The sequence below is a fragment of the Stenotrophomonas sp. NA06056 genome, from assembly GCF_013364355.1.
GTDB lineage: Bacteria > Pseudomonadota > Gammaproteobacteria > Xanthomonadales > Xanthomonadaceae > Stenotrophomonas.
The window spans coordinates 1,614,151-1,639,491 of the sequence record NZ_CP054931.1 but is presented as its reverse complement, the minus strand read 5'-3'; the positions used below and the strand labels follow the sequence as shown (position 1 = coordinate 1,639,491).

General features: G+C 62.6%; 25 protein-coding genes, 1 tRNA gene and 1 pseudogene. 17 read left to right on the top strand and 10 right to left on the bottom strand.

Going from position 1 to position 25,341, the window contains the following annotated elements; all coding sequences use genetic code 11:
* The first annotated feature begins 66 nt into the window (after positions 1-66).
* The gene (locus tag HUT07_RS07210) at positions 67-711 is read left to right on the top strand and encodes a TetR/AcrR family transcriptional regulator (protein WP_099820673.1); all 645 of its coding nucleotides are present in this window, start codon (positions 67-69) and stop codon (positions 709-711) included.
* Between the two features lie 121 nt (positions 712-832).
* On the top strand, positions 833-2,926 hold the full coding sequence (locus HUT07_RS07205) for a TonB-dependent receptor (RefSeq protein ID WP_343203041.1): 2,094 nt from the start codon (positions 833-835) through the stop codon (positions 2,924-2,926).
* Positions 2,927-2,989: 63 nt separating this feature from the next.
* Here the strand turns inward: HUT07_RS07205 and HUT07_RS07200 are convergent, their stop codons facing one another.
* Positions 2,990-3,271, bottom strand: a complete 282-nt coding sequence (locus HUT07_RS07200) for a hypothetical protein (protein ID WP_176020353.1) — start codon at positions 3,269-3,271, stop codon at positions 2,990-2,992.
* A 212-nt stretch (positions 3,272-3,483) separates the two neighbouring features.
* Here HUT07_RS07200 and HUT07_RS07195 point away from each other — a divergent pair, with 212 nt between their 5' ends.
* The 7 genes from HUT07_RS07195 to HUT07_RS07165 all read left to right on the top strand — a co-directional run bounded on the left by HUT07_RS07195 (position 3,484) and on the right by HUT07_RS07165 (position 10,433).
* Positions 3,484-4,158, top strand: a complete 675-nt coding sequence (locus HUT07_RS07195; RefSeq protein WP_176020352.1) for a response regulator transcription factor — start codon at positions 3,484-3,486, stop codon at positions 4,156-4,158.
* A complete protein-coding gene (locus HUT07_RS07190) occupies positions 4,158-5,498 on the top strand; it encodes a HAMP domain-containing sensor histidine kinase (RefSeq protein ID WP_176020351.1) in 1,341 nt (446 codons plus the stop codon). Before HUT07_RS07195 ends, HUT07_RS07190 begins: the two co-directional genes overlap by 1 nt.
* Positions 5,499-5,827: 329 nt before the next feature.
* Positions 5,828-6,250, top strand: coding sequence for a hypothetical protein (locus HUT07_RS07185; RefSeq protein WP_176020350.1), 423 nt, complete (start codon positions 5,828-5,830; stop codon positions 6,248-6,250).
* Positions 6,251-6,385: 135 nt separating this feature from the next.
* The gene (locus tag HUT07_RS07180; protein ID WP_176020349.1) at positions 6,386-7,576 is read left to right on the top strand and encodes an efflux RND transporter periplasmic adaptor subunit; all 1,191 of its coding nucleotides are present in this window, start codon (positions 6,386-6,388) and stop codon (positions 7,574-7,576) included.
* Positions 7,573-9,537: a MacB family efflux pump subunit gene (locus HUT07_RS07175; RefSeq protein ID WP_176020348.1), complete on the top strand. Its 1,965-nt coding sequence runs from the start codon at positions 7,573-7,575 to the stop codon at positions 9,535-9,537. The genes HUT07_RS07180 and HUT07_RS07175 overlap by 4 nt, the downstream gene beginning before the upstream one ends.
* 90 nt (positions 9,538-9,627) lie before the next feature.
* Entirely contained in the window at positions 9,628-10,026 is a 399-nt protein-coding gene (locus tag HUT07_RS07170; RefSeq protein WP_176020347.1) for a hypothetical protein, read from the top strand.
* A gap of 29 nt (positions 10,027-10,055) precedes the next feature.
* Positions 10,056-10,433, top strand: coding sequence for an EF-hand domain-containing protein (locus tag HUT07_RS07165; RefSeq protein WP_176020346.1), 378 nt, complete (start codon positions 10,056-10,058; stop codon positions 10,431-10,433).
* A 47-nt stretch (positions 10,434-10,480) separates the two neighbouring features.
* Here the strand turns inward: HUT07_RS07165 and HUT07_RS07160 are convergent, their stop codons facing one another.
* The 5 genes from HUT07_RS07160 to HUT07_RS07140 all read right to left on the bottom strand — a co-directional run bounded on the left by HUT07_RS07160 (position 10,481) and on the right by HUT07_RS07140 (position 14,435).
* Complete coding sequence (locus tag HUT07_RS07160; protein ID WP_176020345.1) at positions 10,481-11,806, bottom strand: XVIPCD domain-containing protein; 1,326 nt, start codon at positions 11,804-11,806, stop codon at positions 10,481-10,483.
* A 24-nt stretch (positions 11,807-11,830) separates the two neighbouring features.
* The gene (locus tag HUT07_RS07155) at positions 11,831-12,694 is read right to left on the bottom strand and encodes a hypothetical protein (RefSeq protein ID WP_176020344.1); all 864 of its coding nucleotides are present in this window, start codon (positions 12,692-12,694) and stop codon (positions 11,831-11,833) included.
* A 135-nt stretch (positions 12,695-12,829) separates the two neighbouring features.
* Positions 12,830-13,414, bottom strand: coding sequence for a hypothetical protein (locus tag HUT07_RS07150; protein ID WP_176020343.1), 585 nt, complete (start codon positions 13,412-13,414; stop codon positions 12,830-12,832).
* 78 nt (positions 13,415-13,492) lie between these two features.
* Positions 13,493-13,918: a hypothetical protein gene (locus tag HUT07_RS07145; protein ID WP_176020342.1), complete on the bottom strand. Its 426-nt coding sequence runs from the start codon at positions 13,916-13,918 to the stop codon at positions 13,493-13,495.
* A 109-nt stretch (positions 13,919-14,027) separates the two neighbouring features.
* Entirely contained in the window at positions 14,028-14,435 is a 408-nt protein-coding gene (locus tag HUT07_RS07140) for a hypothetical protein (RefSeq protein WP_176020341.1), read from the bottom strand.
* A 600-nt stretch (positions 14,436-15,035) separates the two neighbouring features.
* On the opposite strand from HUT07_RS07140, the gene HUT07_RS07135 reads away from it, so the two are divergent.
* The 4 genes from HUT07_RS07135 (at position 15,036) to HUT07_RS07120 (ending at position 18,854) form a co-directional block, all read left to right on the top strand.
* The gene (locus HUT07_RS07135) at positions 15,036-16,382 is read left to right on the top strand and encodes a hypothetical protein (protein ID WP_176020340.1); all 1,347 of its coding nucleotides are present in this window, start codon (positions 15,036-15,038) and stop codon (positions 16,380-16,382) included.
* A gap of 2 nt (positions 16,383-16,384) precedes the next feature.
* Positions 16,385-17,125: a hypothetical protein gene (locus tag HUT07_RS07130; RefSeq protein WP_176020339.1), complete on the top strand. Its 741-nt coding sequence runs from the start codon at positions 16,385-16,387 to the stop codon at positions 17,123-17,125.
* A 110-nt stretch (positions 17,126-17,235) separates the two neighbouring features.
* The gene (locus tag HUT07_RS07125) at positions 17,236-17,562 is read left to right on the top strand and encodes a hypothetical protein (RefSeq protein WP_176020338.1); all 327 of its coding nucleotides are present in this window, start codon (positions 17,236-17,238) and stop codon (positions 17,560-17,562) included.
* A gap of 212 nt (positions 17,563-17,774) precedes the next feature.
* Positions 17,775-18,854, top strand: a complete 1,080-nt coding sequence (locus HUT07_RS07120; RefSeq protein WP_176020337.1) for a hypothetical protein — start codon at positions 17,775-17,777, stop codon at positions 18,852-18,854.
* Positions 18,855-18,979: 125 nt separating this feature from the next.
* On the opposite strand, the pseudogene HUT07_RS07115 reads toward HUT07_RS07120, so the two are convergent.
* A pseudogene (locus HUT07_RS07115) lies at positions 18,980-19,173 on the bottom strand (IS3 family transposase); the annotation flags it as partial.
* Between the two features lie 157 nt (positions 19,174-19,330).
* On the bottom strand, positions 19,331-20,014 hold the full coding sequence (locus HUT07_RS07110) for a hypothetical protein (RefSeq protein WP_176020336.1): 684 nt from the start codon (positions 20,012-20,014) through the stop codon (positions 19,331-19,333).
* Between the two features lie 83 nt (positions 20,015-20,097).
* Between HUT07_RS07110 and HUT07_RS07105 the strand changes: the two genes are divergently transcribed.
* The 4 genes from HUT07_RS07105 to HUT07_RS07090 all read left to right on the top strand — a co-directional run bounded on the left by HUT07_RS07105 (position 20,098) and on the right by HUT07_RS07090 (position 24,007).
* Positions 20,098-20,547 (top strand): hypothetical protein, encoded by a 450-nt coding sequence (locus HUT07_RS07105; RefSeq protein ID WP_176020335.1) that lies wholly within the window; start codon positions 20,098-20,100, stop codon positions 20,545-20,547.
* 650 nt (positions 20,548-21,197) lie between these two features.
* On the top strand, positions 21,198-21,836 hold the full coding sequence (locus HUT07_RS07100; RefSeq protein ID WP_176020334.1) for a hypothetical protein: 639 nt from the start codon (positions 21,198-21,200) through the stop codon (positions 21,834-21,836).
* Positions 21,833-23,317: an XVIPCD domain-containing protein gene (locus HUT07_RS07095; RefSeq protein ID WP_176020333.1), complete on the top strand. Its 1,485-nt coding sequence runs from the start codon at positions 21,833-21,835 to the stop codon at positions 23,315-23,317. The genes HUT07_RS07100 and HUT07_RS07095 overlap by 4 nt, the downstream gene beginning before the upstream one ends.
* A 219-nt stretch (positions 23,318-23,536) precedes the next feature.
* On the top strand, positions 23,537-24,007 hold the full coding sequence (locus HUT07_RS07090; RefSeq protein ID WP_176020332.1) for a hypothetical protein: 471 nt from the start codon (positions 23,537-23,539) through the stop codon (positions 24,005-24,007).
* Between the two features lie 59 nt (positions 24,008-24,066).
* Here the strand turns inward: HUT07_RS07090 and HUT07_RS07085 are convergent.
* Positions 24,067-24,156: transfer RNA gene (locus HUT07_RS07085), tRNA-Ser, on the bottom strand.
* 85 nt (positions 24,157-24,241) lie between these two features.
* Positions 24,242-25,234 (bottom strand): LysR family transcriptional regulator, encoded by a 993-nt coding sequence (locus HUT07_RS07080; protein WP_025878750.1) that lies wholly within the window; start codon positions 25,232-25,234, stop codon positions 24,242-24,244.
* Between the last annotated feature and the right edge of the window lie 107 nt (positions 25,235-25,341).

Below are 25,341 nucleotides of genomic sequence, written 5' to 3'. Positions count from 1 at the left end.
CACCGGGTCGGCGCTCTGGCGGTGACAATGTTACACTCGGTGCACTTTTCCACAAGTGAACCACCCATGACCCCGCCGCCCGGCCGCCGTGAACAACGTAAAGCCGAGACCCGACAGGCGATTTCCGACGTCGCCACCCGGCTGATCATCGAGCGCGGCTTCGAGGCAGTGTCGATGAGCGAGATCGCCGACGCCGCCGGGGTGTCGCGCAAGACGGTGTTCAACTACTTCGCCAGCAAGGAACAGCTGGTGTTCGACCGCGATGAGGAAGCGCGACAGCTGCTGCGTGACGGCATGGCCGCGCGCGCATCCATGACGCCGCTGGCCGCCTTCCAGGCGCTGGTGCGGGAACTGCTGGACACCGGCCATCCGTTGCTGCGGATCAATGCCGGTGCAGCGTCGTTCTGGAAAACCGTGGCGCAGAGCGCGGTATTGGTGGCCCATGCGCGGCAGCTGCAGGCGCTGCTGACCGATGACCTGGCACAGTTGATGGCTGAGTCTGCGGGGCGACCCGTCGAGGATGCCGACGCGCGACTGGGTGCATCGATGCTGATGGCGTCGATGGTGACCGCCTACGAACAGGGACTGCGCGTGCTGTCGGACGGCGGCGATCCGCGGCAGGCGATGGTGCCGCTGATCGTGCGCGGCGCCACGGGGACGCTGGTGGCACTGGCCGGTACGCCCTATACGGACCCGTCCTCGTGTCCATAGCGCAATCGGGGGATGGGTACCGGGCCGTCGCAAATGCTAATCTTTCTCATTTGCAGCCACATCGACAACGCCCATGCCCCACCTCCTGCCCCGCCAGAGCATTCTGTGCCTCACCACGACACTGGCCTTCGCTGCTACAGGCTATGCCGCCGACGCTCCGTCGAGGAGCGTGCAGGAGCTGGACAAGGTGGAGGTGCGCGGGCGCGCTCAGACGCTGTACCGGGTAGATGATGCCGCTGTCGGCACCCGTACCGATACCCCGCTGGAACTCGTGCCGCAGTCCATCCAGGTGCTGCCGCGCGAGCTGATCGACGACCAGGCCGCACGCCAGGTGACCGATCTCTATCGCAGCATCAGCGGCATCAGCTACTTCAGCTATGCCGGGGTGACCCTGCGTGGGTTCCGTCAGGAGAACGTGCTGTATGACGGCCTCCGCGGCGATCCCTACGCGGGCTTCTCGGTACCGCAGTTGTTCAACATCGAGCGGGTGGAGGTGCTGAAGGGGCCGGCCGGCGCGTTGTACGGTGGTGGCGACGCTGGCGGCGTCATCAACTACGTGACCCGCAAGCCAAAGGCCACTGCCGAACGCCGCGTTGAACTGCAGGTGGGAAACAGGGATTTCCGCGCCGGCTCGATCGAAGGTACCGGGCCGTTGAACGCAGCCGGCACGGTGCGCTACCGCGCCGGCCTGTATGGCGACAACGAGCAGGGCGTGCGCTGGAACACCGACAGTGAAAGCGTGATCGGCGATGCCTCGCTGGCCTTCGATGTGGGCGACACCGGCGAGCTGGTGCTGCAGTTCACCGACATTGCCCAGAATCTGGGCGGCAACCGCCTGCGCGGTGTGCCGGTCGATGACAAGGGCAATTTCCTGACCGACCGCCGCTGGAACCACAACGAGGACAGCGATTTCCTGGACATGCGGGCCAAGGTTGCGCTGGCGCAGTACCGCTTCGCGCCGCGCGACGACCTGGACGTGGACGTCGCCGCACGCTGGTTCAGCAACAACGAGCACCAGATGTATCACGAGCCGATGGGCCTGATCGACCGCGACCGCGATGGCGTGGCCGAATGGATGACCCGCCAGCTGCGCAACCAGATCCGCGACAACGAGGCGTTCACCGCCAACGCCAACGCGGTGTGGCGGGCAAGCACCGGTGCGATCGAACACAAGGTGCTGTTCGGCGCGGACGTGTACCAGCTGGATGCGGATTTCACCGCGCAGACGGCCAACAGCGCCGACCTCGCCCGCGGCGCCGGCCCGGTGCGTGGCATTGATCTGTTCAACCCGGTGTACGGCGCCAGTACCTGGCACGACTACAACCTGTCGGCGCTGCCCTGGCGCAGCACCAGCACACGCAGCAAGCGCTATGGCGGGTATCTGCAGGATGAGCTTGCCTTGACACCGCGCTGGCACGTGCTGGCCGGCCTGCGCTGGGATGGGTTCAAGGATGATGACCGCATCGCCGGCAGCAGCGTGGACGGCAACGACATCAGCTGGCGGCTCGGCAGTACCTTCACCGTGCGCGATGGTCTGAACCTGTATGCCAACGTGGCCAGCGGCTTCGTACCGCAGTCAGCAGCAAACCAGAACTCCGCGACAGGCGGACCGTTCGATGCAGAGCGCAGCAGGCAATGGGAAGTGGGCATGAAATCGCTGCTGGCCGAACGCGTGAGCCTGAACCTGGCGGCCTACCGCATCGACCGCAGCAACATCGTGCAGGCCACTGGCGAGGTCATCAATGGCGTGAACCAGCTGGCGGCGTTGGGCCTGGTGCGCAGCACCGGCATGGAACTGGATCTTCTGGCCGACGTGACCGAGCGCTGGGTGCTGAACCTGACCTACGCCTACAACGATGCGCGGGTGAAAGACGCGGGGCCCAACGGCATCACCAATGCCTCTGGCGACCGCTTCGCCAATGCACCGCGCAACAAGCTGGGCCTGTGGACACGCTACGATCTGCCCGCGATCCGTTCGGCCATCGGCTTTGGTGCCGACTACGTGGATGAGCGCATCAGCCTGGATGGCCAACGGGTGAAGCCCTACACGGTGTTCGATATGAGCTGGAAAACCACGTGGAAGCAGTGGCAGTTCCAGGCCAACATCAAGAACCTGTTCGACAAGGTGTACGCGGCCAGCGGCTTCATCGAGCGCAACGGCCATTTCCCGGGCGAGCCGCGCCGGGTGTATGTGCAGGCTGGCTACAGCTTCTAGTTCTAGGCCAGCGCCTTTGAGCAACGCGCCAGGGAGGTGCAATGGCCACCTCCCCGGCCGGCATCAGCCCGAGCAGGACACCAGCATCGAACGCGTGGCCATCTGCGTGGAGGTGAAGCCGTTCTTGTTGCCCACCGCAATGGCGTTGCCCTCATCGCCATCCTTGCTGAAGACCACGTAGCCACCCGGGCACATCTGCCCGGCCTTCTCGTAGCACCCGCTCCAGGAGCTGGAGCCACTGCAGTCGATGGAAACGCCACGGCGGCCGTCGGGGGTGACGGTCATCTTGGCGGTGGTGCAACCGGTGAGCGCGGCGAGGAACAGCAGCGGAACAAACAACTTCATGGTGACTCCAGGGGATGAGAACTACGAAGGGCGCCAAGGCTGGAGCGCCTGGATTGCGTGAACCTTGCGCCGGGCCCTCGTCTTCTTTGCCGCCCGCCATTGGCCTTCCGGCAGATGCGCAGGAACGCCATGTTCACGCAATGTTCCTGTAATACGGTGCCGGCGCGTGCCGAACCGCCCTCTGTGGCCCCTCCCTGCCCCAAGCCCTGCTGATGCACATCCTGCTGATCGAAGACGAAGCCGAACTAGCCGCCACCCTCAAGTCTGCCCTGCAGCGTGAGCGCTATGTAGTGGACCTGGCCAACACGCTGGCATTGGCCCGGGAGGCGGCTCTGTGCGGGCTGCACGATCTGGTGCTATTGGACCGGACCCTGCCCGATGGCGATGGCCTGGCGTTGATTTCCCTGCTGCGCGAGCACAATCCCGGGGTGCCGATCATCGTGCTGAGCGCGCTGGGCCAGTTGCCGGACCGGATTGCCGGTCTGGATGAAGGGGCCGATGACTACCTGGCCAAGCCCTTCGCGCTGGAGGAACTGTTCGCGCGCATCCGCGCTGCGGGCCGGCGCCCAAGTGGTCTGCAGGTAGAGACCCTCAGCATCGGCCGGCTGGTGTTCGACCCCGCCTCGGGCGAGGCCAGTGTCGGCGGCCAGCGGCTGGAGCTGCCGCGCCGCGAGATCCGGGTGCTGGCCGCCCTCGCTCGACGCCTGGGCCGCACCGTGCTGCGCGAATCCATCGAGATGGCGGTGTATGGCTTCGACGACGGCATCCATTCCAACACGCTGGATTCGCACGTCTCGCGCCTGCGCCGCAAGCTGGCCGATGCCGATGCCGGTGTGGAGATCCACGCCATTCGCGGGGTTGGCTATCTGATGCGGGAAAGCAAGTGATGGCGCGTCGCCCGTCGTTGAAGCGCCCGCTGATCGTCAAGACGCTGATCTACCAGCTGCTGGCCTTGCTGGTGGCCTTCTTCGCCCTGTTGATGGTGCTGGTTCGTGCCGACAGCGGTGGCTACTACACCATCCAGACCTTCGCGCCAGTAGCCGCCGAGGCGGTGCACCGCGACCGCAATGGCGAACTGTACGTAGCGCACACACCGGAGCTGGCCGAGCTGCTGAAGATCGTCCCCGGTGCGTGGTTCATCGCCGAGGACGAGCATGGACACCATGTCACCTTCGGACATGTGCCACCGGCCTATGCCTCGCTGGTTGGCGCCCTCGATGGCATCCCCTATGGCGACCTGCGCGGCCGTGATCGCAGCGATGGCCTGGCGGTGGTGGTGCGCCAGCACAGTGGGCCGGCCGGCAAGCTGACCATCATGGCCCATGGCGAAACCGATTCGCTGACCATGCAGATGGCGTTGGCCGCGCACATCATCACCCTGCCGATTTTCCTGCTTCTGGCACTGGCCACCATCATCCTGACGCCGATCATCGTGCGGCGCGCACTGGCCGGTGTCGAGCGCATCGCGGAGGAAGCCCGCAACATTTCGGCCAGCCGTCGCGGCATCCGCCTGACCGAAACCGCCGTGCCAGTGGAGATCGCGCCGCTGGTGACAGCCGTCAACGACGCATTGGGCCGGCTGGATGAAGGACACGAGCGGCAGCGCCGATTCATCGCCGCAGCGGCGCACGAGCTACGCACGCCGATCGCGATCCTGCGGCTTAAGATCGACACCGCAGACGATTCGACCTCGCGCAGTCTGGCCGTGGAAGTCGCGCGGCTGGCGACGCTGGCCGAGCAGCTGCTGGACCTTCACCGCATGGAAGAGGATGGCCCGAAGGAAACCCTCAACCTGGCGCGGGTGGCCAAACGCGTTGCGGCCGATCTGGCGCCCCTGCTGATCCAGTCGGACAAGACCGTGGCGGTAGCGGTGGAACCACACTTCCCGGTACTGGGCGAAGCGGGCGCGGTGGAGCGGGTGATCTCCAACCTTGTGTTGAATGCCGCCGAGCATGGCGGACGCCAGATCATCGTGCGCGTGCAGGGCAGTTGCCTGGAAGTGGAAGACGATGGCCCCGGCATTCCGCTGGACCAGCGCGAACGCGTGTTCGAGCCGTTCCAGCGGCTGCGACCACGTCAGACCGGCGCGGGCCTGGGACTGAACCTGGTGCGGCAGGTCATCGACCGTCACGGCGGCCACGTCACGATTCTGGATGCTCCCGGCGGCGGCGCATTGATCCGCGTGGAATTCCCGCTGCATCCGGGCGTCGCCGCTGCGTCACCGTAGAACACTGAAGACGTCCCCACATCCGTGACTGCCGCCTGTCCACGCGCAGCAGATGGCAATGGCAGGCAAGGTTGCGGCAATGTTTGCTGCGCAGCATCGAACCGATGGCATCTTCGGTGCCATCGCGTTCCGTCCTGACAGGAAGCCTGCGCGTGACCGAAGGAACTCCTCCCCCCTCCTCTGCTGCCCGAACCCATGCGACACCGGCTGCATCCGGCCTGACGGCAGCGGCGTGGAATCGAGGCCCGCGCACCGCTCGTGCGCGCGGGTTGCCGCATTGGCCGCAGTGGCTGCGTGCGATACCCGAGACCACGCGTCCGGACGTTCTCATGCGTCTATTTGCCGCGCTGTTCCTGTTGCTGCCTGGCAGCGCGATGGTGATTTCCACGCACCGCCATGCATACGTGTCCATGACCAGCGCTGTGCTGTTCTTCATCGTCGTGCATGGCGCGCTGCACGCGCTGTCCGCATGGCAATCAACATCATCGCGACCAATCCCGGCTCCTCTGCGCAACATCGATAAGCATGCCGCCTGGATGATGTTGGCAAGTGCGTCGGCACCTGCGGTGGTACAAGGCGTGCACCCGCACTCCACCAGCACACTCGCTGTCACGGGGCTGGCGGTGGGTGCGCTATGCCAGGTCTGCAGCGTGCGCATGACGTCCGAGCGCCTGCGCAGCACGCTGCTGGTGCTGGCAAGCGCCCTGCAGTTCATCGCCGTGGCGCTGCTCAGTGCCAAGGCTGCGGGCTGACATCCACGGCAGCGCCGCAAGGTTCACGCAACCCAACGCATCGAGACTCGACGGCCATCCACGCCCGCATCCGGCGCGTGCATCTCTTTCGCCGCGAGGACCACCGATGACCGCCCTCTTCTGGATGCTGTGCCGATGAGCACTGCACCGCGCAAACACCGCCGATTGCTGATGATTGCTGGCGCCATATCGTGCGCCACCATTGCCGCTTGGCTGTGGCTGCGACCCGCACCGCCGCCACCGTTGCAGCTAGCGCCGGTGGTGCGTGGAAACATCGAACAGGTGGTGGAAGCCACCGGCACCCTGAAGCCATCGCGGCTGGTGAGCGTGGGCGCGCAGGTCTCTGGCCGCATCGAAAGCCTGCACGTGAAACTGGGTGACAAGGTGAAAGCCGGTGACCCGATTGCCGACATCGATTCACGTACCCAGCGCAATGCGCTGCTGAGTGCGCAGGCGGCGCAACGCACCGCACGGGCCAACCGCGATGCACTGGCCACTGATCTGCGCCAGTACGAGCTGACCCTGCAGCGGCAGCGACGACTGGTGGAGTCCCAGCTGGTGGCGCGTGCCGACTTCGACGCTGCAAAGGCCAAGGTGGACGCGACCCGCGAACAGATCACCGCACTGGACGGTGAGATCGTGCAGCGGCAGACCGACGTGGACATCGCGCAGACCAACCTGGAATACACCCGCATCACCGCCCCCACCGATGGCACGGTACTGGCGGTCGTCGCCCGCGAAGGACAGACGGTGAACGCGGTACAGAGCGCACCGACCATCGTCATGCTGGGCAACCAGGACGTGATGACCGTCTATGCCGAGATCTCCGAGGCCGATGTCGTGCACACCACGATCGGCCAGGAGGCCTTCTTCACCATCCTGGGCGATGCAGGCCGCCGCTACAGCAGCACCCTGCGCGACATCGCGCCGGCGCCCGAATCAATCACCAACGAAGACACGTCCAGCCTCGCGTCACCCGCACTGTCCGCTGGCAGCCGCACCGCCATGTACTACAACGGCCAGTTCGACGTGGACAACACCGACGGACGCCTGCGCAGCTACATGACCGCACAGGTGCGCATCGTGCTGGGCCGCGCCCACAACGTGCTGACCATCCCCTCCGCTGCGCTGGGCGCGCGGGCGGGCGACGGCAGCTACACCGTGCAGGTGCGTGCTGCAGACGGGCGCGCCGTGGCGCGGCGTATCACCATCGGGCTGGATGACCAGATCCAGGCGCAGGTGCGCAGCGGCTTGAAGGAAGGCGAGCAGGTGGTGCTGGCGCAGGCCAGCGACGAGGCGGCCACCGCGCCCGCGCAGCCCCGATGAGTGCAACGATGAGCGAGCCACTGCTGAGCGTACGCGGGGTGCGCCGTGAATTCGCCGCCGGTGAACAGACCCTGGTGGTACTGGACGGCGTGGACCTGGACATCCGCGCCGGTGAACTGGTCGCCATCGTGGGCCAGTCGGGCTCGGGCAAGTCCACGCTGATGAACATCCTCGGCTGCCTGGATCGGCCCTCTGCCGGTACCTACCAGATCGACGGGCGCGAAACCGCGCAGATGTCGCCCGACGAACTGGCCGAACTGCGCCGCGAGCACTTCGGCTTCATCTTCCAGCGCTACCATCTGCTGACCGACCTGACCGCGCTGTCCAATGTCGAAGTGCCCGCGATCTATGCCGGCATGGCCGCCGCTGAGCGCCACGCACGGGCCGCTGGACTGCTGGCGCGGCTGGGCCTGGGTGAACGCATGCAGCATCTGCCCGGCGAGCTGTCCGGTGGCCAGCAGCAGCGCGTGTCGATTGCCCGCGCACTGATGAATGGCGGTGCGGTGATCTTTGCCGACGAACCTACCGGCGCGCTGGATACACAGTCGGGCAAGGAAGTGATGAAGATCCTCGGCGAGCTGCATGCCGAAGGCCACACGGTGGTGCTGGTAACCCACGACATGGCCGTGGCCGAGCACGCCCAGCGCATCATCGAGATACGCGATGGGCGGATTGTCGATGATCGTGCCACGGCTACTGCGTCGGCAGCGGGTGCGGCGCCGACCGTGCTCCCGCAGCGCAGCGATGGCAGCGGCTGGCAGGCCGTGCGTGATCGCTTCGCCGAAGCCTTCCGCATGGCCCTGCGCGCCATGAACGCACATCGCATGCGTACCTTCCTGACCATGCTCGGCATCATCATCGGCATTGCCTCGGTGGTGTCGGTGGTCGCGCTCGGTACGGGCGCACGGCAGGCCATCCTGTCCAACATCTCTTCGCTGGGCACCAGCACCATCGAGATCTACCCAGGCTCAGGCTTTGGCGACCTGCACGCAGCGCGGGTGGAGACGCTCACGCCGGGCGACAGCGTGGCCCTGGCTGGGCAACCCTTCGTGGACAGCGCCACCCCTGGCGTCGCCACCACCGGTACCGCCCTGCGCGGCAACCGCTCGGCGAATGTGCAGATACAGGGCGTCAGTGAACAGTACTTCCGCGTGCACGGATTGAAGCTGGGTGAAGGCATCTTCTTCGGCGCACCGGGCGTGGCGGGCTACCAGCAGGTGGCGATCATCGATGCCAACACCCGCGCGCGCTTCTTCGCCGCAGCCGAGAACCCCATCGGGCAGACCCTGCTGCTGGGCAACGTACCGGTGCGCGTGGTGGGTGTAGTGAAGAAGGATGCCGGTGCGGCCGGCGACACGTCGCTGCTACGGGTGTGGATGCCCTACACCACGGCGATGGCGCGGATGCTGGGGCAGAGCCATGTGTCCAGCGTCACCGTGCGCGTATCCGATGCGATCAGCATGGACGCGGCCGAGCAGGCCATTGCGCGGTTGCTGACGCGCCGTCATGGCAGCGCCGACTTCTACATGAGCAACAACGCGCAGATCCGCCAGTCGATCGAACAGACCACCGGCATCCTCACCATGATGATCAGCTCCATTGCCGCCATCGCGCTGGTGGTAGGCGGTATCGGGGTGATGAACATCATGCTGGTATCGGTGACCGAGCGCACCCGCGAGATCGGCGTACGCATGGCCGTGGGCGCGCGTCGCAGCGACATCCTGCAGCAGTTCCTGATCGAGTCGGTGCTGGTGTGCCTGCTTGGCGGCATGCTGGGCATTGCTGTGGCCTTGCTGCTGGGCGCGGTGCTGGCACTGGCCGACGTAGGCTTCAGCCTGGTGTTCTCGGCGGGCTCGATCATTGCGGCATTCGCGTGCTCCAGCCTGATCGGTATCGGCTTCGGCTTCCTTCCTGCACGTCGCGCGGCGCAGCTGGACCCGGTGGAAGCGCTGGTCCGGTAGTCGTTGCAATTGCCTGCGAGGACGGCAGGTTCGCGCAATGTCTGCGGGGTGTACTGCAGCTACCAACAATGTCCGCACAGGAGCTGGACGATGTTTCTGAAAACAGGAAGGACTGCGCTGCTGCTTGCAGCCGCCGCACAACTGCTGGTGCTGATGCCCTACTCCGGCGATGCCCATGCCCAGCGTGGCGACCGCTACAACCCGCAGTGGAACCAGGACTATCGCGACCGCGAACGCGATGACTGGCAGCGCCGCGAACGTGAGCGGGAGCGTGATCGCGAACGTGAGCGCCGCCACGACGCCAAGACCACAGGCGTAGTGGTGGGCGTAGTGGGTGCGGCCGTGGTGGCTGGCGTGATCGCTGCTGCCGCCAAACGCGAACGCGAAACCCGCGAACGTGCCGACTACTGCATGAACCGCTACGGCAACTACGACCGCCGTACCGACAGCTATCGCGATCGTAATGGCTACACCTCCCCCTGCCGCTGATCCCCCCCTCATTCACGGACAACATGCATATGAACAAGAACATCCTGCTGGTCGCGCTGTGCGCTGCCCCGCTGCTTGCACAGGCCGCTCCCGCCGACCCGAAACAGGCCTATATCGATTCCACGTTCACCGCGATGGACAGCAACAAGGATGGTCACGTCGAAAAGGCCGAATTCAGCGCTTATCAGCAGGCGCGCTTCAGCAAGCAGGCAGACTCGATCGATGCCGCGTTCACTGCGATGGACAAGAACAAGGACGGGAAGATCAGCAAGGAAGAAGCGACCGTGGTACCGGAAATTGCGAAGTACTTCACGGGGCTGGATACCGATGGTGACGGCTATCTGTCACTGAGGGAGATGCAGCAGGCGATGGTGGCGGCGCAGACAGCGGACGCACCCGGCAAGTGACCGGTGCGGGGCAATGGAAACCCCCCATTGCTCCGCCCTGCTGCGCACTACGCCATGCGCATCTGCGGATGCTCGCGCACCTGGTTGTCCAGCTCCTGCTGCTGGCGCTGCGACAACGCCTCCTGCCGTTCCGCGCTGGCCAGTTCCAGCCGCTGCAAGGACTGCTCCACCGGCGTCTGCACCGCCACATCGGTGGGCATGGAAGCCCTCAGGTGCGCCGGGTCGTTCATATCACCCTGCACGACGAACACGTTGCGACCAGCCGGGCTGTCCGCCGTCTGCGCGCTGAGCAGCACATGGTCGGCACGCTCCAGGTTGTTTTGCCGGGCCAGGGCCATCACGCTGGCAGTCAGTCGTTCACTGCTTTCATCCGGCGTGCGCCCTGCTTTTGCGTCGATGCCGGCGACATGCCCGCTGACCTGCTGCAACAGACCGTAATCGGCGTGGCCCGGCCCGATATCCGCCAGACGCGACGCGCCGCGCTGGAGGTCGGGCACGCCGTCAACCGATGCAGTGAGCGGGCTGCGTGTGATGGTTCGATACGGGTCTTCCGGGTGGAACTGGGTAGCCTTCTGCTGCCGCTCCAGGCGGACGTCGCGGGCATCGTTGAGTTCGGCGATGCGGGTCGGATTGGTGATCTCGCGCAGCGACATGTGGCCGCCACTCGCGCTGACACTTGCCCACTTCCTGTCCGCTTCGAAGTACATCGCGTAGTAGCTGTTGCCACCGATGATGTTCGGATCGACTGCTGAACGCCCCTCCAGTGCCTGGGTAGCCTCCAGCACGCTCAACCGGGTGAGGTACTGCCCACCCTTCGCCCATCCCATCTGGCTGATGGCATCGACGCTGGTGTTGCCTACGCGCGGGCCTCCGGCATAGTCATTGTTGAGCATGTTGGTCCAGATCTGTTCCAGCTTTTCGGGACCGCTCTTGTCCGAGGCGGCTTGCAGGAGCACTCGAGGAGTCCAGCAATTCGGATCCAGTCTGTGCTGCTCGAAAGCGCGGTCATGAGCGAGCATGACGTCGGCACCAGGCAGATTCAGCGCGAGATCCGCACGTCCGTTTCCCATCCACGCCTGTCGAAGCTGCAGATCTTCCAGCAGCAGCGTCCGCCCGAATGCTTCCCACTGGCGCTCGCTCAGCTCGGCATTGGGAAAACGCGAACCTTCGTCAGTCTGAGATCTGGCATGGCTTTGCGCGTAGGCATTGGCCACGCGCCCAGGCAAGCTGTCATTGCGTACTACGCCCAGTGCAAGCGTACCGTAGCCGTCCGCACCCGGCAGTTGCGACAGGTAGTTCCAGTACAGCTCACGATTACCGGCATCCGCATAATCGTTGAGGATTCTGACGTCCTTCTGGGTCAGGCCGCTCATTGCTTTCTCCTTGAGCCTCGTCGCTTATCGTGTCCGTGATGTCGCAAGAACACTACGAACAGCATCTTCCATGCGCTTCCAGTCCTTCAAGAAAGCTCTCTTGTAATGCAGGGAGATGGAGAGACTGTCAGAGATATCGACAAAGTAATGAACGCATCCGGCAGCCACAGGATCGTCCAGATCAACGACCTGATCTTGCGTCAGGCGAACTCCGTCCCCCAGGAACATTGCGCTGTCGCACTTGATGAAGCTGGTCAGATTCCCGGCACCGTCTCGTGCAACATACCAGTCGCGTTCGGATGCCGGATTGCGGACAGGCGGCTTCCCATACCGCGCCTCATACTTCTTCGCGTACAGCACCATCTTCGCTTCGTCGATTGCATAGGGCGTCAGCCCCAAGGCCTCGGGCTGTGCAACGCGTTGATCGAGACGGTCCCTGGGATCCCCCCTTTCCACAGAGCTTTCCTCCGTGATGGCTTCATTTGAGGAAAGCCTTGAAAGCGAAGTTTCAATTGGAATGCGATCGATGTAGTTGATACGGACGGCAATCTCCTTGCGGAAATCATTCGTACGCGGATTGGCACGGGCACCGGGCGGCGTCGGCTTCATGTCCGGCCATTCGATCACCAGCGTCACACCCTCCCCCGGCCATGGCGCGATCTGGCTGTCCAGATAGTTGGCGGGGATGCGGAAGGTATTCTGCCCCAGCTTCACGTCCACGGGCGCGTCGGAATAGGTGTGGCCGTTGAGCGTGCGGCCGGTCTGTGTTGCGCCAGACATGGCGGGATTCCTTTCGTTTTCGGTGGACGGCGGCCGTGCGCAGGCACTGGCGCTAACGGCGATTGCGATTGCGAGTGCAAGGCACCGCCCGGAGGACATCGGGTGCATCGGGCCATTCCATTGGGGGGCTGGACCCACTATAGGAAGATTGACGTCGGTGGAACAGGCCCCGGGAATATCTCTTCAGGCATTTCGAACACTTCCGAAGTCGTCGTGACCTTGGTCTACCACTTCACAGGCAGCTCAACCATCGAGCGAACCGGGATCCAGATTCCGATGAATGAATCGACCAGCTTCATCCCACTCGGGCGGCGAAAGGTCCATTGATTCCGGATCGACAGCGTATTGATCCTCCGTCAGCGCCTGCAGGCTCTGCTGAATCGCTGTACGGAATGAGGAGACGTCAAAGTCCTTCGGCCTGCGTGATTGGCCACTCCAATTGCCGACCGCATGCAGCAAAGTGGAGCTATAGGCGCCCCATTGAGCAGCTGCATCGAGATGGCGGACCTGCGTCCATTCAAGCTGACCGACCGCCAGCAACGCGCGCTTGGATCGGTAGTAGCGTGTGAGATCGCGTGTCGCCGCCATGGATTGCAGAACGGTTTCATCGTCCAGCACGCCGCCCAGGCGATGCATCTCAAATCCGAAAATGAAACGGGCGACGGAATTGCCGAACTGCTGGGCGGCCAGATCCTGCTGCAGGTGTGCTTCTACCCGGTTGATGTCGATCCGCCAAAGTCCTTGACTGACATCGAAACGCCATCCCTGCTTAAGGGCAGTGGCCTCGAAACATCCGGGTGACCAGGTTATCCAGTGCTCGAATTCCATTCGAGAATGTTCCTTTGCGATCCGTGCAACAGGGACAAGAGGCAGCGGGCCGGCTTTGCCGGGAACGCTGCCCCCAGCTTACTGATCTCGCGTCAGACGAAGATTGCCATCGGAGGGAATCAGCACGCGATACACCTGACGCTCGCCCGCGCCCAGCGTCATATTCTGCGAAGTGGAAATGTTCGGGCAGAGACCACCGCCTGTTTCCAGTTTGAGGAAGTAGGCCCCCGGAACAACATGGAGCGTGGCCGCCTCGGACTGCCTGATCGCCATCACCTTCTCGTTGTTGAGATAGATGTCATGCGAGCAGCCGGAGCCAGAGTAACCTTTGTCACGGCTGATATAGATGGTTGCTGATCGCTCAGCAGACTTCTGGAAGTACTGCGGCAGGTAGACCCGCTCGGAAGGGACCGGCTTGGCCTGGGCCTCCGTCACTGGCACCGTAGAGCATCCGGCCAGCGAAAGAACAGCGGCTGCAATGGCCAGCGCTGCGACGTTCTTCATTCATTTCCCCCAGGTTGTTTTTCCGGAGTCTACCTGAGAGTACCGAGGATCAGAGGATGGGGAGCACCGGGCTACCCCCTCATCCTGTTCGTGGCAATACGCCGGCAAGTCAAGGGACGAGACAGCGCTCTACCTGCAGCGACAATGCTTCGCAGGCATCAAACAGACCATCCACCAGTGCCGCCGACGGATAGAAGCCTGGCTCGTCGTTCTCCCGCGCCACGTGTGCGGCGTGCAACATGGCAGTGAGCGCGGTGATGCCTGATGCGCTGCGGGTGGCCAAGGCCAGATCGAAGGCGCGGCCGGGTGTAAGGCGGGTTTCGGTCCAAGGCACGCCATCAACGCGACGGCCCTTGCCGTGACCTTGCAGGAACGTGAAGAACGCCGAGGTAGGCGCAGACTCGGCGGCATCACTGAGGGCGTCTTCCATCTTTTCGGCAAGAGCATTGGGGAGATCGCGCGCGGCATCGCCGAGCAGCGCGTGCAGGCGGGGATAGTCGGGAAGCAGGTCAGGCATAGCGGCAACCTCACGGTGTGGCCACCTGCAGATGCGAGGTGGCGGACGGTGCGGGTTGGCGTGCCGGATACGAGATACGAAAGCCGGCGGATCGACTGATCCCCACGCACCGTCCGCCATGAGCTGGCAAGCGGTGCATTGTCGGTACTGCAAATTCAACTGCAAGCCCGACACCGTGTATCTCGTAAGTTCGGGACGCCAATCCCGGCCAAGGCTTGTGCCTTGGCCGGGCCATGATTCGCGCGCCTTCCGGTTCTGAAAAGAGGCAGAAACAGCATTGCGTGCAGCGTGCGACAGCGGGAGCCTTCTGCGTACTGGAGCCGTGACGTAGCGCACGCATCGAAGCGGTCGACCGTCACCAACGGCCTAGCCGATTACGACGATCGAATCAGCTAAAGCGCCGCCATTATGCAGATCTCGACGGGAGTCCTCGTGCTGCGCATCGACCGTAGAGGCATTGTTTTGCAACTTGTTGCATAGCCGCCACGGCATGACTGCTGCAAGCTCCCAGGCGGGGTTCATCCAGGACGGCGCGCCCTGCGCAGCGTCCTCGCTGCCATCGGCACCTATGAACCTCAACGATCACACCCCGAGGTCCAAATGATCAGTCTGAACCGCTTGGCCATTCTCTTTGCAGCCGTGTTCTTCCCTGCGGCGATGGCCAGCGCTGCCGAGGAGGACCCGGCGCCGCAGACCCAACAGAAGCGATATGAGCAGCTAGCAGTACATGCAGTACGCCAGCTCCTGTTCGACGATGCCGAGAGCGCGCGCACCCTCAGTAGTTACTACGGCCATTCAGAGAGCGAGTCGAAAGCCGAAATGTCTGCCTTGGTGGAATCGCGTTCCGACAGCCGCCGGTGGCGTCGCGACACCTACTCCGCCATGAAAACAGCGGAGCTGGAAAACATCCGCGCCCGATACTTCCGCAGCATTGATGCGGTCATGGCGAATGGCAAGTGCGACGTTTCAGGCAGTGGCACCCTTCCCGCGCCCGGCACCGGCGTCGCCCGGCGGGAAGTCACGGTAAGCTGCAGCTTTGCCGACATCACGATTCCTGAGGAAACCAAACAGACCACGCGGTCCCGGCGCGAGCGGCTCACCCTGCTGGCCGACGCTGCGGCGCTAGCGGCGACGTCAGAGCCAGTTCGCCGCTTCGAGTCGTGGGTTGAACTCTATCGGCCCAGAGTACCTGAGACAGCCAAGTGGAAGGTTGACAGCGGCTCGCTTGTGCGCCTCGCAAGTGTGATGCACAAGAAAGCGTTCAAGGAAATCGAGGAGCGCGCATTCTATCTGACTCGCGACAGCGTGCATCCAGACGACATGGGTGGCTTGTCGGTGCAGGCCGTAGGTCAGCTGATTCTGGACAGCACCGTTCGGCAGAACAAGCACAGCTACCTCACCCTGACCACCTATCACGGAAGCGGGAAAGAGGAGTCATTCGAGGCCGCATTTGAGCATTTAATGAACTCCGGACAGAAAGAGCTCATGCTGCTGTCCGAAGGCTTTGCCCAATCCGCTTATGCGCCCTTACCAGTCCTGGCGGCCCTTCCTCAACGCGTGCGGGAGGCCCGCTGCACCGTCACCGGTGAGGAGCCCACCGAGTTGGGATCGCCCGCATTTCCCGTGATCAAGGCCACTGCCACATGCCTGGTCCCCATGCCCGTCGCGCTCACGGAACAGGACAGCGCCCGACTACGCGGCATCGATCCTGAGGCACGAATGGCCGCGTTCATTGCGCGATATACACAGCCGACCGAACGCGTTGAACCTCGCGCAATTACCGTCTCCGTCGTACTACGCGCGGGCGAGGACCGCTGGGAACTACGCAATGGCATCAATACGTCGGCTGCCGAGTTGATGGTTACGTTGATCAAACATGTGAAAACAGAGCTTGACAGCCTGTTCGACAACTATGACGCCTGCGACTGCGAGGGGATGGGAACTTGAGGATGAATTACAGCAGCGTGCGCACGTGTTCCTGGCTGACGGCTGCCTGGCTTGCGGCTGTGCCTGGTCTTGGCAACGCGAGCGAGGCGGGCCCCGAGGAGGTCGCGGCACTTGGAATGCGCGTGATCCTCCAGCAAGACGATGAATCGATTGTTCGATTTCACTCATTGGTGACAGGCAGCACCGAAGAAGAAGTGCGCGATGAGTACCTCAGCACATATCGCGACGGATTGGACGGCGTCATGGCCGCAGCGATCGAGGACGCTCAGGGCGGGCGGGTGCTCTACAAGGTGATGACCGAAGCGCAGCGCCGCATTCGCTGCGCTCCCGTGCTGCCAAGCCCTCCCACAGCACTTAACGCGGATGGGAGCGAGCTGGCTATCGTGCGCATGCGCTGCATGATTCCCGAGATTCAGCACATGGAGGCGGATGAACCGGCCTATGCAAGTCAGGGTGATTTGATACCAGACACCAAGCGGAGCTGGAAAAGCTACCTGACAGACCTGCAGAAACCAGCCACGGTACCCGTCCACTTCACCTGGGCCCTGCAACGCGATCCCGACAACGATGCTCCAGGCTGGGTGCCGTACCCGTACGTCTTCCAAACCAACATGACGATGGCGGCCTTGGCACTTTCGCCCGAATCGCTGCCTGGAGGAACAGCCAACTACATCAATTCGATGGCGGACGCAGCTGCGGAGGATGACGACGTCGACCCCCAGGATGCGCAGGACGAGCGATGATCAAGGCAGCAAGTCGGGAGCGGATTCGAAAGCACACCCCTTCCATCAGAAGCATCGGCGCACTGATGCTTGTAATGGCCCTCGCGGGGTGCCCTCAGCAGACGTACCACGTGCGTATCACGCTGAAGAATCACTGCGATCATTCCATTCGCGCCACAACGACGCATGCATCCAATATCAGCAGCTACGATCGATCATCGGTGATTGGCCCGTCGCAGTCTGAATGGGTGGCCCACTACATATCCTACAAGCGTGATATCCGCGCTGCGTTGAGGGATGGCTACACGTTGACTCTCGACGGAGAGGGTGGCTCTCAGACACTCGGGCGCTCGGAAATGCTCGCGATGCTGGATCACGCGAAACTAGAGAAGGATGGCCGTCACTTCTCTACATACGAGGTTTCGTACGACCCGGTGTGCAAACCGCCTGCGCGTTGAGGTGTGGTCGCCGGCATTCGAGAGGAAATCTTCATGCGCCGGAGTATGCATCCCGCCAAGGTCATCACATCCCATCCGCGCGTCTTCCGCCTACATAAGGCGCCGCGCCCGCTCACGTAACACTGGGAGCTCACCTCAGCGACAGCTCCCGCCCGGTAGAACTGCCGCAACTGCCGAGCACTCAGCGGAAACGAAATCGGAGCCCCCCCTGCATGAAACCCTCACCACGCACTACAGCGCTTGGAATTGCCGCGGCGGTCTGGATTGGCCTCACTGTGCTCTACATCACGACCGGCTTTCAGCCGGATCAATGGATCAGCAGCCACGGAATTTCCCGGCAAGATCAGTCTTATCCCGGCGATCTGGTAGTAAGGTTCTCATCGATATCCGCTGCAGAGATTGTCGTCCTCCTCTTGCTCACGCGCCCCTGGCACTTTCGCGACCTTCCCTGGCGCCTACTGGTCAGTCTTATCATTTTTTCGATCTGGACCATTGCCTGGGTACTGGCACAACTGCATCAACCACCGGTCCAAGGCGTCCACGCTGCATCGCTTCTCACCCTGGTTCCGATCTTGTTGGTGGCGCTGATATGGGTTTCGGTCGTCACATGGGTTCGCGATCGGCGCACCCGATCGCCGGGCGAAAGAACCGGCGAAGATGCGCCTGTTGCCACCGGCGGGACATCCCGGGCGCATGCTCAGGAACCGACCAGCGCAGACGGAGCACCAATGCTGGAAAACGCGCGGGCGGAGCTGGTATCACCACTACAGGACACCTGCATCTACCTCAATCCAGCCGAGGTGCCATCGGACATAACCTACCCTTCTGGCTGGAACGACCCAGGGCTGTACCTCTCCCCCAACGGTGAAGCCGCGCGGACAGTAACTGCAGGAAACACCACAGTATTCATGGGAGAGGAAGGCCACTGGCGAGTCAGCAGCCCGCTAAACACGTACAGTCTGATCAGCGCCGATGACTTTGTGCGCGCGCTCATCTTACTTGAACAGCCACTTAGGGACGTTGAGGCGATTCTCGGACCAGATTTCCCGTATATACAAACCATTACGGCGGGGCTTCAGTGCGAATCAGACTATTGGACTGCATTGGCACTTGGGTGGGTGGCAGATTCGCCAAGCGATGCTTACGACAAGGTGCGCGATCATCTACGCACAGTCTCGATGAGCAGAAGTCTCTCGCAAAAGAACAGGCAAGCCGCGTTCCGCCTGATTAGGCAGCGCGACGGACGGGCAACGGACTCTGGGATCGCCCCACAAACGGAAAGCCCCGTCTAGACGCCGCCAGCCATGCTTGGTCGTCGGCCGTTTTCCAGCAGCCAACATCCGCAATTCTGGAGCTAAGCTCTGCATCGGCTTCTGCTTCGAATCGCCTGACCAATCTGAACCGGATGCAGCTCGCAGGCCCACGCCAACATCGTCTTGCCGCAGAACTCCTTGCCGTTGTTGGTCCGGATCAACTGCGGCAGGCCTCGCGTCAGTGCCAGCCGGTCCAGCACCCGTGCCACGCCGTAGCCGGAGCCCGCTCGACCACGACCGCCACCGCCTCTTGCGTGGCATCGTCGACGATGGTCAGCGCCTTGATTACACGAACGTCCATAAGGGCGCCTGGTGCAACATCAATGCTGACGCCTATCGGCCGGGCGCTGGATATGCGTGGCGAGATGCCTAGATAGCTTAATAGGGCACAGTAGCGATCAGCGGTACTAGCCGCCGATCGCCGTTCAGGTGCACGGGCTCGTCGAGATTGACCACTACTTAAGCTTCCACTCCAACTGTGTCCGAGCCATCGAGATCACATCCAAGAAAGATGTACCTACAACATCGGGTTCTAGATGAGCCGTAGGGAATTCCCCTCGATCTCCGCCAATCACAAACACCCGGATCCGCTTGGGAGTAAACGGCACCAAGTGATGCCTGTAGCCGGTCGCCTGCTGGTAGTCACCGATGGTCAGAGCATGCGAAGGACGCTTGAACTCGATCAACAGGTACTCTCCGAAAAAGTTCTGCTGCAGCATCAGATCAGGACGATCCGAGGTGCTTCTACCTGCGTACTTTTTATCAAGAAACTCTTCAATAATTCGCTTCAGCGTCGTGTTGGAGGAGAACAAAGTGAACTCTGGCCCGAAGATCCAGAGATTATGCCCCATCGCCTTGTGTAGGTCGGCTTCCAACGTACGCTTATCCCTCGATAGCGTGATCGTAGTACCTTGCGCGCGCGGATCTTCCACCGAAACCGAATAAGGAATTTCCAGCTCCTCGATCCCTTCAACATACTTCAGTTGCTCGAGTGTTTCCCGGCATACCTGCCACCAATGCGCAGATCGACGCAATCTGCCCCATGCGCGCTCGGCGATTCGATCCGTCCGGGCGTCGTGGATTCCGGCGGAAAACGCTTCCACTGCAAGGGCTAACTGGCCGCCAAGTGGCGCGCGCACTCCATGCCCATCAAGCCCATTGGATTGGACGCAATCGCGCGGGCCAGTAAGGTCGCCCGCTTCAGTCGAACTGGGAGCTGATCGTGAATTTCACTTCTTGGCGCAACATTCTCGTTGCCGCGGGTGTGGCTATCGCACTTTCCGTGGTGGCCTACAAAGACCATCATCGCCATGCCCTCACCGACGGACTCGACGGGCGGGATGCCGTGGGCCTGGTAACCGAAGTCACCTGGGATGAGCGAAAGGGTCGAGAGAACAATTTCGTCCTGAATGTCGAGTTCGAAACTGAAGACGGCCAGGAGCGGGTGGAGAAGATTGCAGTATCCAACAGCCTGGGCAATCAGATGCGTGCTTCCGACGAAGCCGAGGAGATTGATATCCGCTACTACCTCCACGATCCGTCCGTGGCGGTGGCCACTGGAGATACTGACAATTCGCTTCTGATGCTATGGCTGGCCATTGCCTCAGGTCTGGTAGCTCTGGGCCTGGTTACGGCGCGGCTCCTCAGGGCGCGGAAGGTTCAAGCAGCCTGACCCAACGCTCTTGACTCGTCAGCGACCGCTCGCTGGTCGCTGCGACAGGTGGGCTCTCCCCCCAACTCACGGACGTCCTGTCCAAGACCGCCAAGCGCACGAAGTCTGCGACAAGGCCACGCCGCCAGCAAGCGAGGCACAACGCTGGTGAAGAGACACCGCATGATGATCGAATGGGCCAACGTCTGCCGGTACGCATTGCCGTGGGCACCCGGATGGCGCCGAAGGCTCCCACATCTCAACCCTCTGCGCCGTCATCGGAAAATTGCCATGGGGTGAGGCATTCTGAACGTGTGATCCAGCGCTCTTACCGTGGCGTGAAGAGCCGAGACCGTGGAGCCCAGCTGAAGCGGGCCGTATAGTCAGATGACACAGAGCAATGGAGCGCCGGTGAACGCGATCACGCAAGGCTCCGCATCACGGAGCCGCAAGGATAGAGACTATGGGATCGTGCGTTCCGCAAGGCGCACGCTGTCGCATCTGCCCCAAAATGCCCGGCATGACACGACCTCCCATGACCGAATTCAATGCCCAACGGGGCAACGATCAGGGCGGCCCTATCTGCTGCTTCACGCATCGACAACGATGCTCCGTAGTAGCCCTGTGCAGGCGCACTCCCGCAGCACCTCAATCAGCGACATGGACCGATCATGCTGAAATTTATCCCCGCCCTTCCTCATGTTGCGCTGATCACGTTGATTACACTGGCCTCTGCAGGATGCCAAAAGGAACGCTCATATCCGGTTTACCGCGAGAATCCCGCACCCAAGGACGCGTTGCCGATTGTGATCCGTGTCAACGATGCACCTGTGGATGTCCCCATTCCCAAGGTCTTCGTCTCATACGAGATTGACCCACTCTGCCTCCCGCCCATCAACAATTACGAAGGTGTGCAGTACGCCCCGCAGCAGCAATCGGTTGAGTTCCCGGTACAACGCATCAGCGAGACCGAGTTCACCACCACAGTGTTCAAGGATGGGATGGCGATTGCTGACTACTATGGCCGCGGTCCTTGCACCTGGAGTCCAAGCCTGGTGAAAACGTCTTTCACCTTTGCAATAGAAGAGCGCAGGATCAACGCTGCAGCCTCGGCTCCGGTTCGAAAGATCGAAGGTGACAGAGGCTCTACCACATATGTGGAAAAGGTGTTGACCCCCAGGATTCCCGGGCAGAACCCTGAATGGGCATGGACACTGTCTCAAACCATGTTCGAAAAACTCCCAGCGACCGACCGTCAAAGTTACTTCCCTATAGATATCTCCCAAAGGATTGAAGGAGAGGCCTTATGAACCCGATCACCAGCGCCGCCATTGCGGACAACGCATACAAATTACCTAACAAAAGCAATCCAGACGAACCTGAACGAACCATCATCAACGGAGTGGAGTACGAGGTGTTGGCCCGGAGGGATTCCGCCACCGGTTACCAAGGTGCCGTCTATCAGAACCTGGAAACCAACGAAATCATCGTCGCCCATCGAGGCACCGAGTTTGACCGTCAGGCCATGCTTGATGGCGGCGTCGATGCTGCAATGGTCACCGCCAGAATCAACGCTCAACTCAGCGACGCTCTCGCGCTGACCAAGCAAGCAATCAAGCTGGCTGAAGAACGGGGATCTGGACCAGTACACGTCACCGGCCACTCCTTGGGCGGCGCACATTCCCAGATCACCGCACACCACTACAACCTCCCCGGCGACGCCTTCAATCCGTATGGCGCCGCCGGGTTGGCCTACCGCATACCCGAAGGACAACCTGCCAATGCGGCCCCCTTCACCAACCACGTGATGGCAGGCGATCTGGTCAGTGCAGGTGGCCCGCACTACGGCAAGGTGGAGATGTACGCGCTTCCCAAGGAACTGGAGGCTCTGCGCACTGCCGAGCAGGGCCAGCGCGTCGCGTCCCTCATGGCGCCCGGATTGAGGAGCGGCCACGCGATCTCCGCCGCCGTGGCTGTGCAGTTGGGCGACTCCCATCGATTGGTTCACTTCCTTGACCACATGACCGACAAGGGGGTGGCGCACTCTGTGCTGGACGACCCCAACGCCCGGGTCAAAGATCCTGAAGACCTGCGCAGAATCGCCGAGTACCGTAACGATATCCATCAACTGCGTGTGGGAGCGACGGTGCTTGTCGGCGGCGGCCCCGGACTTCTGCGTGATGGCGTCAACTATCTGCGCGGCACCGAGGACGCGGGCGCCTACGCTCGCCGCGAGGCCGAAGCGGGGCAACAGGCCCGCAATGCGCTCAAACCCGGCGAGCGACTGATCCAGGACGTAACCGACAAGGGCTCGCCTTCCCTGAGCAATCCGGGCTTCTCTCCCAAGAGCCCGTTGCAGCAAAGCATCGAATCCACCTTGGACAAGGCACATCTGGATCCCAGGAAGGAAGGCCACCCTGACCATTCGCTCTACCAGCAGATCCGCGATGGCGTATCGGCCGTGGACGCCAAGCACGGGCGCAGCTTCGACGAAACCAGTGAGCGGGTAACGGCCAGCCTCCTGGCGACCGCCAAGAGCAATGGCCTGGAGCGTGTCGATCACGTCGTGCTGGGCAACCCGCCTGCCAACGGCTCGAGCCCACGCATGTTCGCTGTACAGGGCGAGCTCGACAACCCGGCGCACCTGCGGGCGTCGGTGGCGATCAGCGAGGCGATCAATACGCCCGTAGAGCATTCGCTTGCCAAGGTCGAACAACATTCGCAGGCACAGCAAGTTGCCCAGCACGATCACGCCCAGGAGCAGACGCGGGCCGCGATGCGCACGGGCTAAACGCAGCCAATCGACGGTGGTGTGGGTCAGTAGTCCCCTCGCAGAATTCATCAGCGAAACGCCCATCTGATAGACAGATTCAGAGCTACTTGTGGCGACCTGCGGGCGAAAGCCGACGTCCCGGCAGAGCCATGGACGAGGTCACTCCCGCTTCCTGTAAAGTCGCGCCAACAGACCATGCTGTCGCGCTGGAACATTTTTTCCTACAGGGAGGGAAGCATGTATCGCAGAACCGTCAAGATCATCATGCGCATCACGATGTGCTCCGTTCCACTACTGGCCGCGAGTTGTGCCTTACCCACCCGACAACCCGAGGCGGCGGACGTCAGACCGGTGCCCACTGAACGGGTATTCGCACTTGCTGATCAGGGGCCTTCAACCGGCAATGTCGTGGTGACACGCGACGTAGGTGCGATCAACGGAAAGTGCGCCGTGGGCGTCATGGTTGACGAAAGAATGGCCGCTCACCTCAACACTGCTGAAACGGTGACGTTTGCGTTGAAGCCGGGGCGGCATCTGATGACTGCGACTGTGCTGGAAGCCACGGGCTTGTGCGCGCTGGGCGTTACCAAGGCCGCAATGGCCAGGCGACGCTCCATCGAGATCCTGGTGGATGCGGACACCACGCGGAAGTATCGACTTTCCTACCCGACAGTTGATTCTTCTCCGGTGATCGAGCCTGCGTTTTGACCGCACTTTTTCGTTGCCGCACAAATGCAAACGCCCCTTTCGGGGCGTTTTTGCATTCTTGGCGGAGAGAGTGGGATTCGAACCCACGGAAGGTTTAACCCTTCGCCGGTTTTCAAGACCGGTGCCTTAAACCGCTCGGCCATCTCTCCGTATCGGCCCAGCCTGCTGGCCGGGCACGCATTCTCGCACGGCTGGGCGATTTGCCCAAGACCGTCGTTCCATCGGATCTCGGCCTCAGCCCGCGTCCACCGCCAACGCACCCAGCGCACTGGCCTTGATGCGCTCCTTGGCCTTTTCGCAGGCGCCACCGCAATCCAGGCGCGAGGCCTCCAGCTGCGGCGGCAGGTGCTCGGCCAGGAAGTCGATGAACACCCGCACCGCCGGCAGCAGGCCGCGGCGCGAGGCGAACACGGCATGGCACACGCCCTGCGGCAGCGACCAGTCCGGCAGCACTACTTCCAGCTCGCCATTGCGCACGGCATCGGCGCAGACGGTTTCCGGCAGCATGGTGATGCCGAAGCCGTCCTTCACCATGCTCTGCAGCAGCGGGAAGTCGAAACCGGCCACGCGCGGCTGCAGGTCTACCCGGCGCACGGCGCCTTCCGGTCCGTGCAGCTCCCAGCGCTGGCGCGCCTCGTCTTCGCTGATGCTCAGGGTGACGTGGTTGGCCAGTTCTTCCGGATCTTTCGGGCGGCCGGCGCGGTCCAGGTACTTCGGGCTGGCCACCAGCAGTTCCTGCACCTGGCCGAAGCTGCGCATCACCAGGCTGCCGTCGTCGTCCAGGCGCGAACGCACGCGCAGGGCCACGTCGTAGCCTTCGTTGATGATGTCCACGCGGCGGTTGCTGATGTTCAGCTGCAGCCGCACCTTCGGGTACTGCTCCAGGAACTTGGGCAGCAGCTTGGGCAGCTGCATCTGCGCCAGCGAGACCGGCACGCTGGCGCGCACCAGGCCGCGCGGCTCTGCGCTGAGGCGGTCCACCACCTCGCGCGCGGCTTGGGCCTCGGCCAGCATGGTCTGGGCGTGGCGGTGCACGCTGGTGCCGACGTCGGTAACGGCAAAGCGCCGCGTGGAGCGCTGCAGCAGGCGCACGCCCAGGTCGGTTTCCAGCTGGCTGATGCGGCGGCTCAGGCGCGACTTGGGGATGCCCAGTGCGCGCTCGGCGGCGGCGAAACCGCCGTGGTCGACCACCATCGCAAAGTAGTACAGATCATTCAGGTCATGCATACCCGAGTTCCATTAGTAGAACAATACGTGGCATTCAACCACCTTTATCCCGCCCTTGCAACAACCTATCGTTCTCTCCGTCGGCGGCAAGCCCGCCACCTCTCCCG

Bases quoted from the DNA above. Each gene is read 5' to 3' on its own strand.
- HUT07_RS07210 (WP_099820673.1), top strand. From the start codon at position 67: ATGACCCCGCCGCCCGGCCGCCGTGAACAACGTAAAGCCGAGACCCGA.
- HUT07_RS07200 (WP_176020353.1), bottom strand. From the start codon at position 3,271: ATGAAGTTGTTTGTTCCGCTGCTGTTCCTCGCCGCGCTCACCGGTTGC.
- HUT07_RS07195 (WP_176020352.1), top strand. From the start codon at position 3,484: ATGCACATCCTGCTGATCGAAGACGAAGCCGAACTAGCCGCCACCCTC.
- HUT07_RS07190 (WP_176020351.1), top strand. From the start codon at position 4,158: ATGGCGCGTCGCCCGTCGTTGAAGCGCCCGCTGATCGTCAAGACGCTG.
- HUT07_RS07185 (WP_176020350.1), top strand. From the start codon at position 5,828: ATGCGTCTATTTGCCGCGCTGTTCCTGTTGCTGCCTGGCAGCGCGATG.
- HUT07_RS07180 (WP_176020349.1), top strand. From the start codon at position 6,386: ATGAGCACTGCACCGCGCAAACACCGCCGATTGCTGATGATTGCTGGC.
- HUT07_RS07175 (WP_176020348.1), top strand. From the start codon at position 7,573: ATGAGTGCAACGATGAGCGAGCCACTGCTGAGCGTACGCGGGGTGCGC.
- HUT07_RS07170 (WP_176020347.1), top strand. From the start codon at position 9,628: ATGTTTCTGAAAACAGGAAGGACTGCGCTGCTGCTTGCAGCCGCCGCA.
- HUT07_RS07165 (WP_176020346.1), top strand. From the start codon at position 10,056: ATGAACAAGAACATCCTGCTGGTCGCGCTGTGCGCTGCCCCGCTGCTT.
- HUT07_RS07160 (WP_176020345.1), bottom strand. From the start codon at position 11,806: ATGAGCGGCCTGACCCAGAAGGACGTCAGAATCCTCAACGATTATGCG.
- HUT07_RS07155 (WP_176020344.1), bottom strand. From the start codon at position 12,694: ATGCACCCGATGTCCTCCGGGCGGTGCCTTGCACTCGCAATCGCAATC.
- HUT07_RS07150 (WP_176020343.1), bottom strand. From the start codon at position 13,414: ATGGAATTCGAGCACTGGATAACCTGGTCACCCGGATGTTTCGAGGCC.
- HUT07_RS07145 (WP_176020342.1), bottom strand. From the start codon at position 13,918: ATGAAGAACGTCGCAGCGCTGGCCATTGCAGCCGCTGTTCTTTCGCTG.
- HUT07_RS07140 (WP_176020341.1), bottom strand. From the start codon at position 14,435: ATGCCTGACCTGCTTCCCGACTATCCCCGCCTGCACGCGCTGCTCGGC.
- HUT07_RS07135 (WP_176020340.1), top strand. From the start codon at position 15,036: ATGATCAGTCTGAACCGCTTGGCCATTCTCTTTGCAGCCGTGTTCTTC.
- HUT07_RS07130 (WP_176020339.1), top strand. From the start codon at position 16,385: ATGAATTACAGCAGCGTGCGCACGTGTTCCTGGCTGACGGCTGCCTGG.
- HUT07_RS07120 (WP_176020337.1), top strand. From the start codon at position 17,775: ATGAAACCCTCACCACGCACTACAGCGCTTGGAATTGCCGCGGCGGTC.
- HUT07_RS07100 (WP_176020334.1), top strand. From the start codon at position 21,198: ATGCTGAAATTTATCCCCGCCCTTCCTCATGTTGCGCTGATCACGTTG.
- HUT07_RS07095 (WP_176020333.1), top strand. From the start codon at position 21,833: ATGAACCCGATCACCAGCGCCGCCATTGCGGACAACGCATACAAATTA.
- HUT07_RS07090 (WP_176020332.1), top strand. From the start codon at position 23,537: ATGTATCGCAGAACCGTCAAGATCATCATGCGCATCACGATGTGCTCC.
- HUT07_RS07080 (WP_025878750.1), bottom strand. From the start codon at position 25,234: ATGCATGACCTGAATGATCTGTACTACTTTGCGATGGTGGTCGACCAC.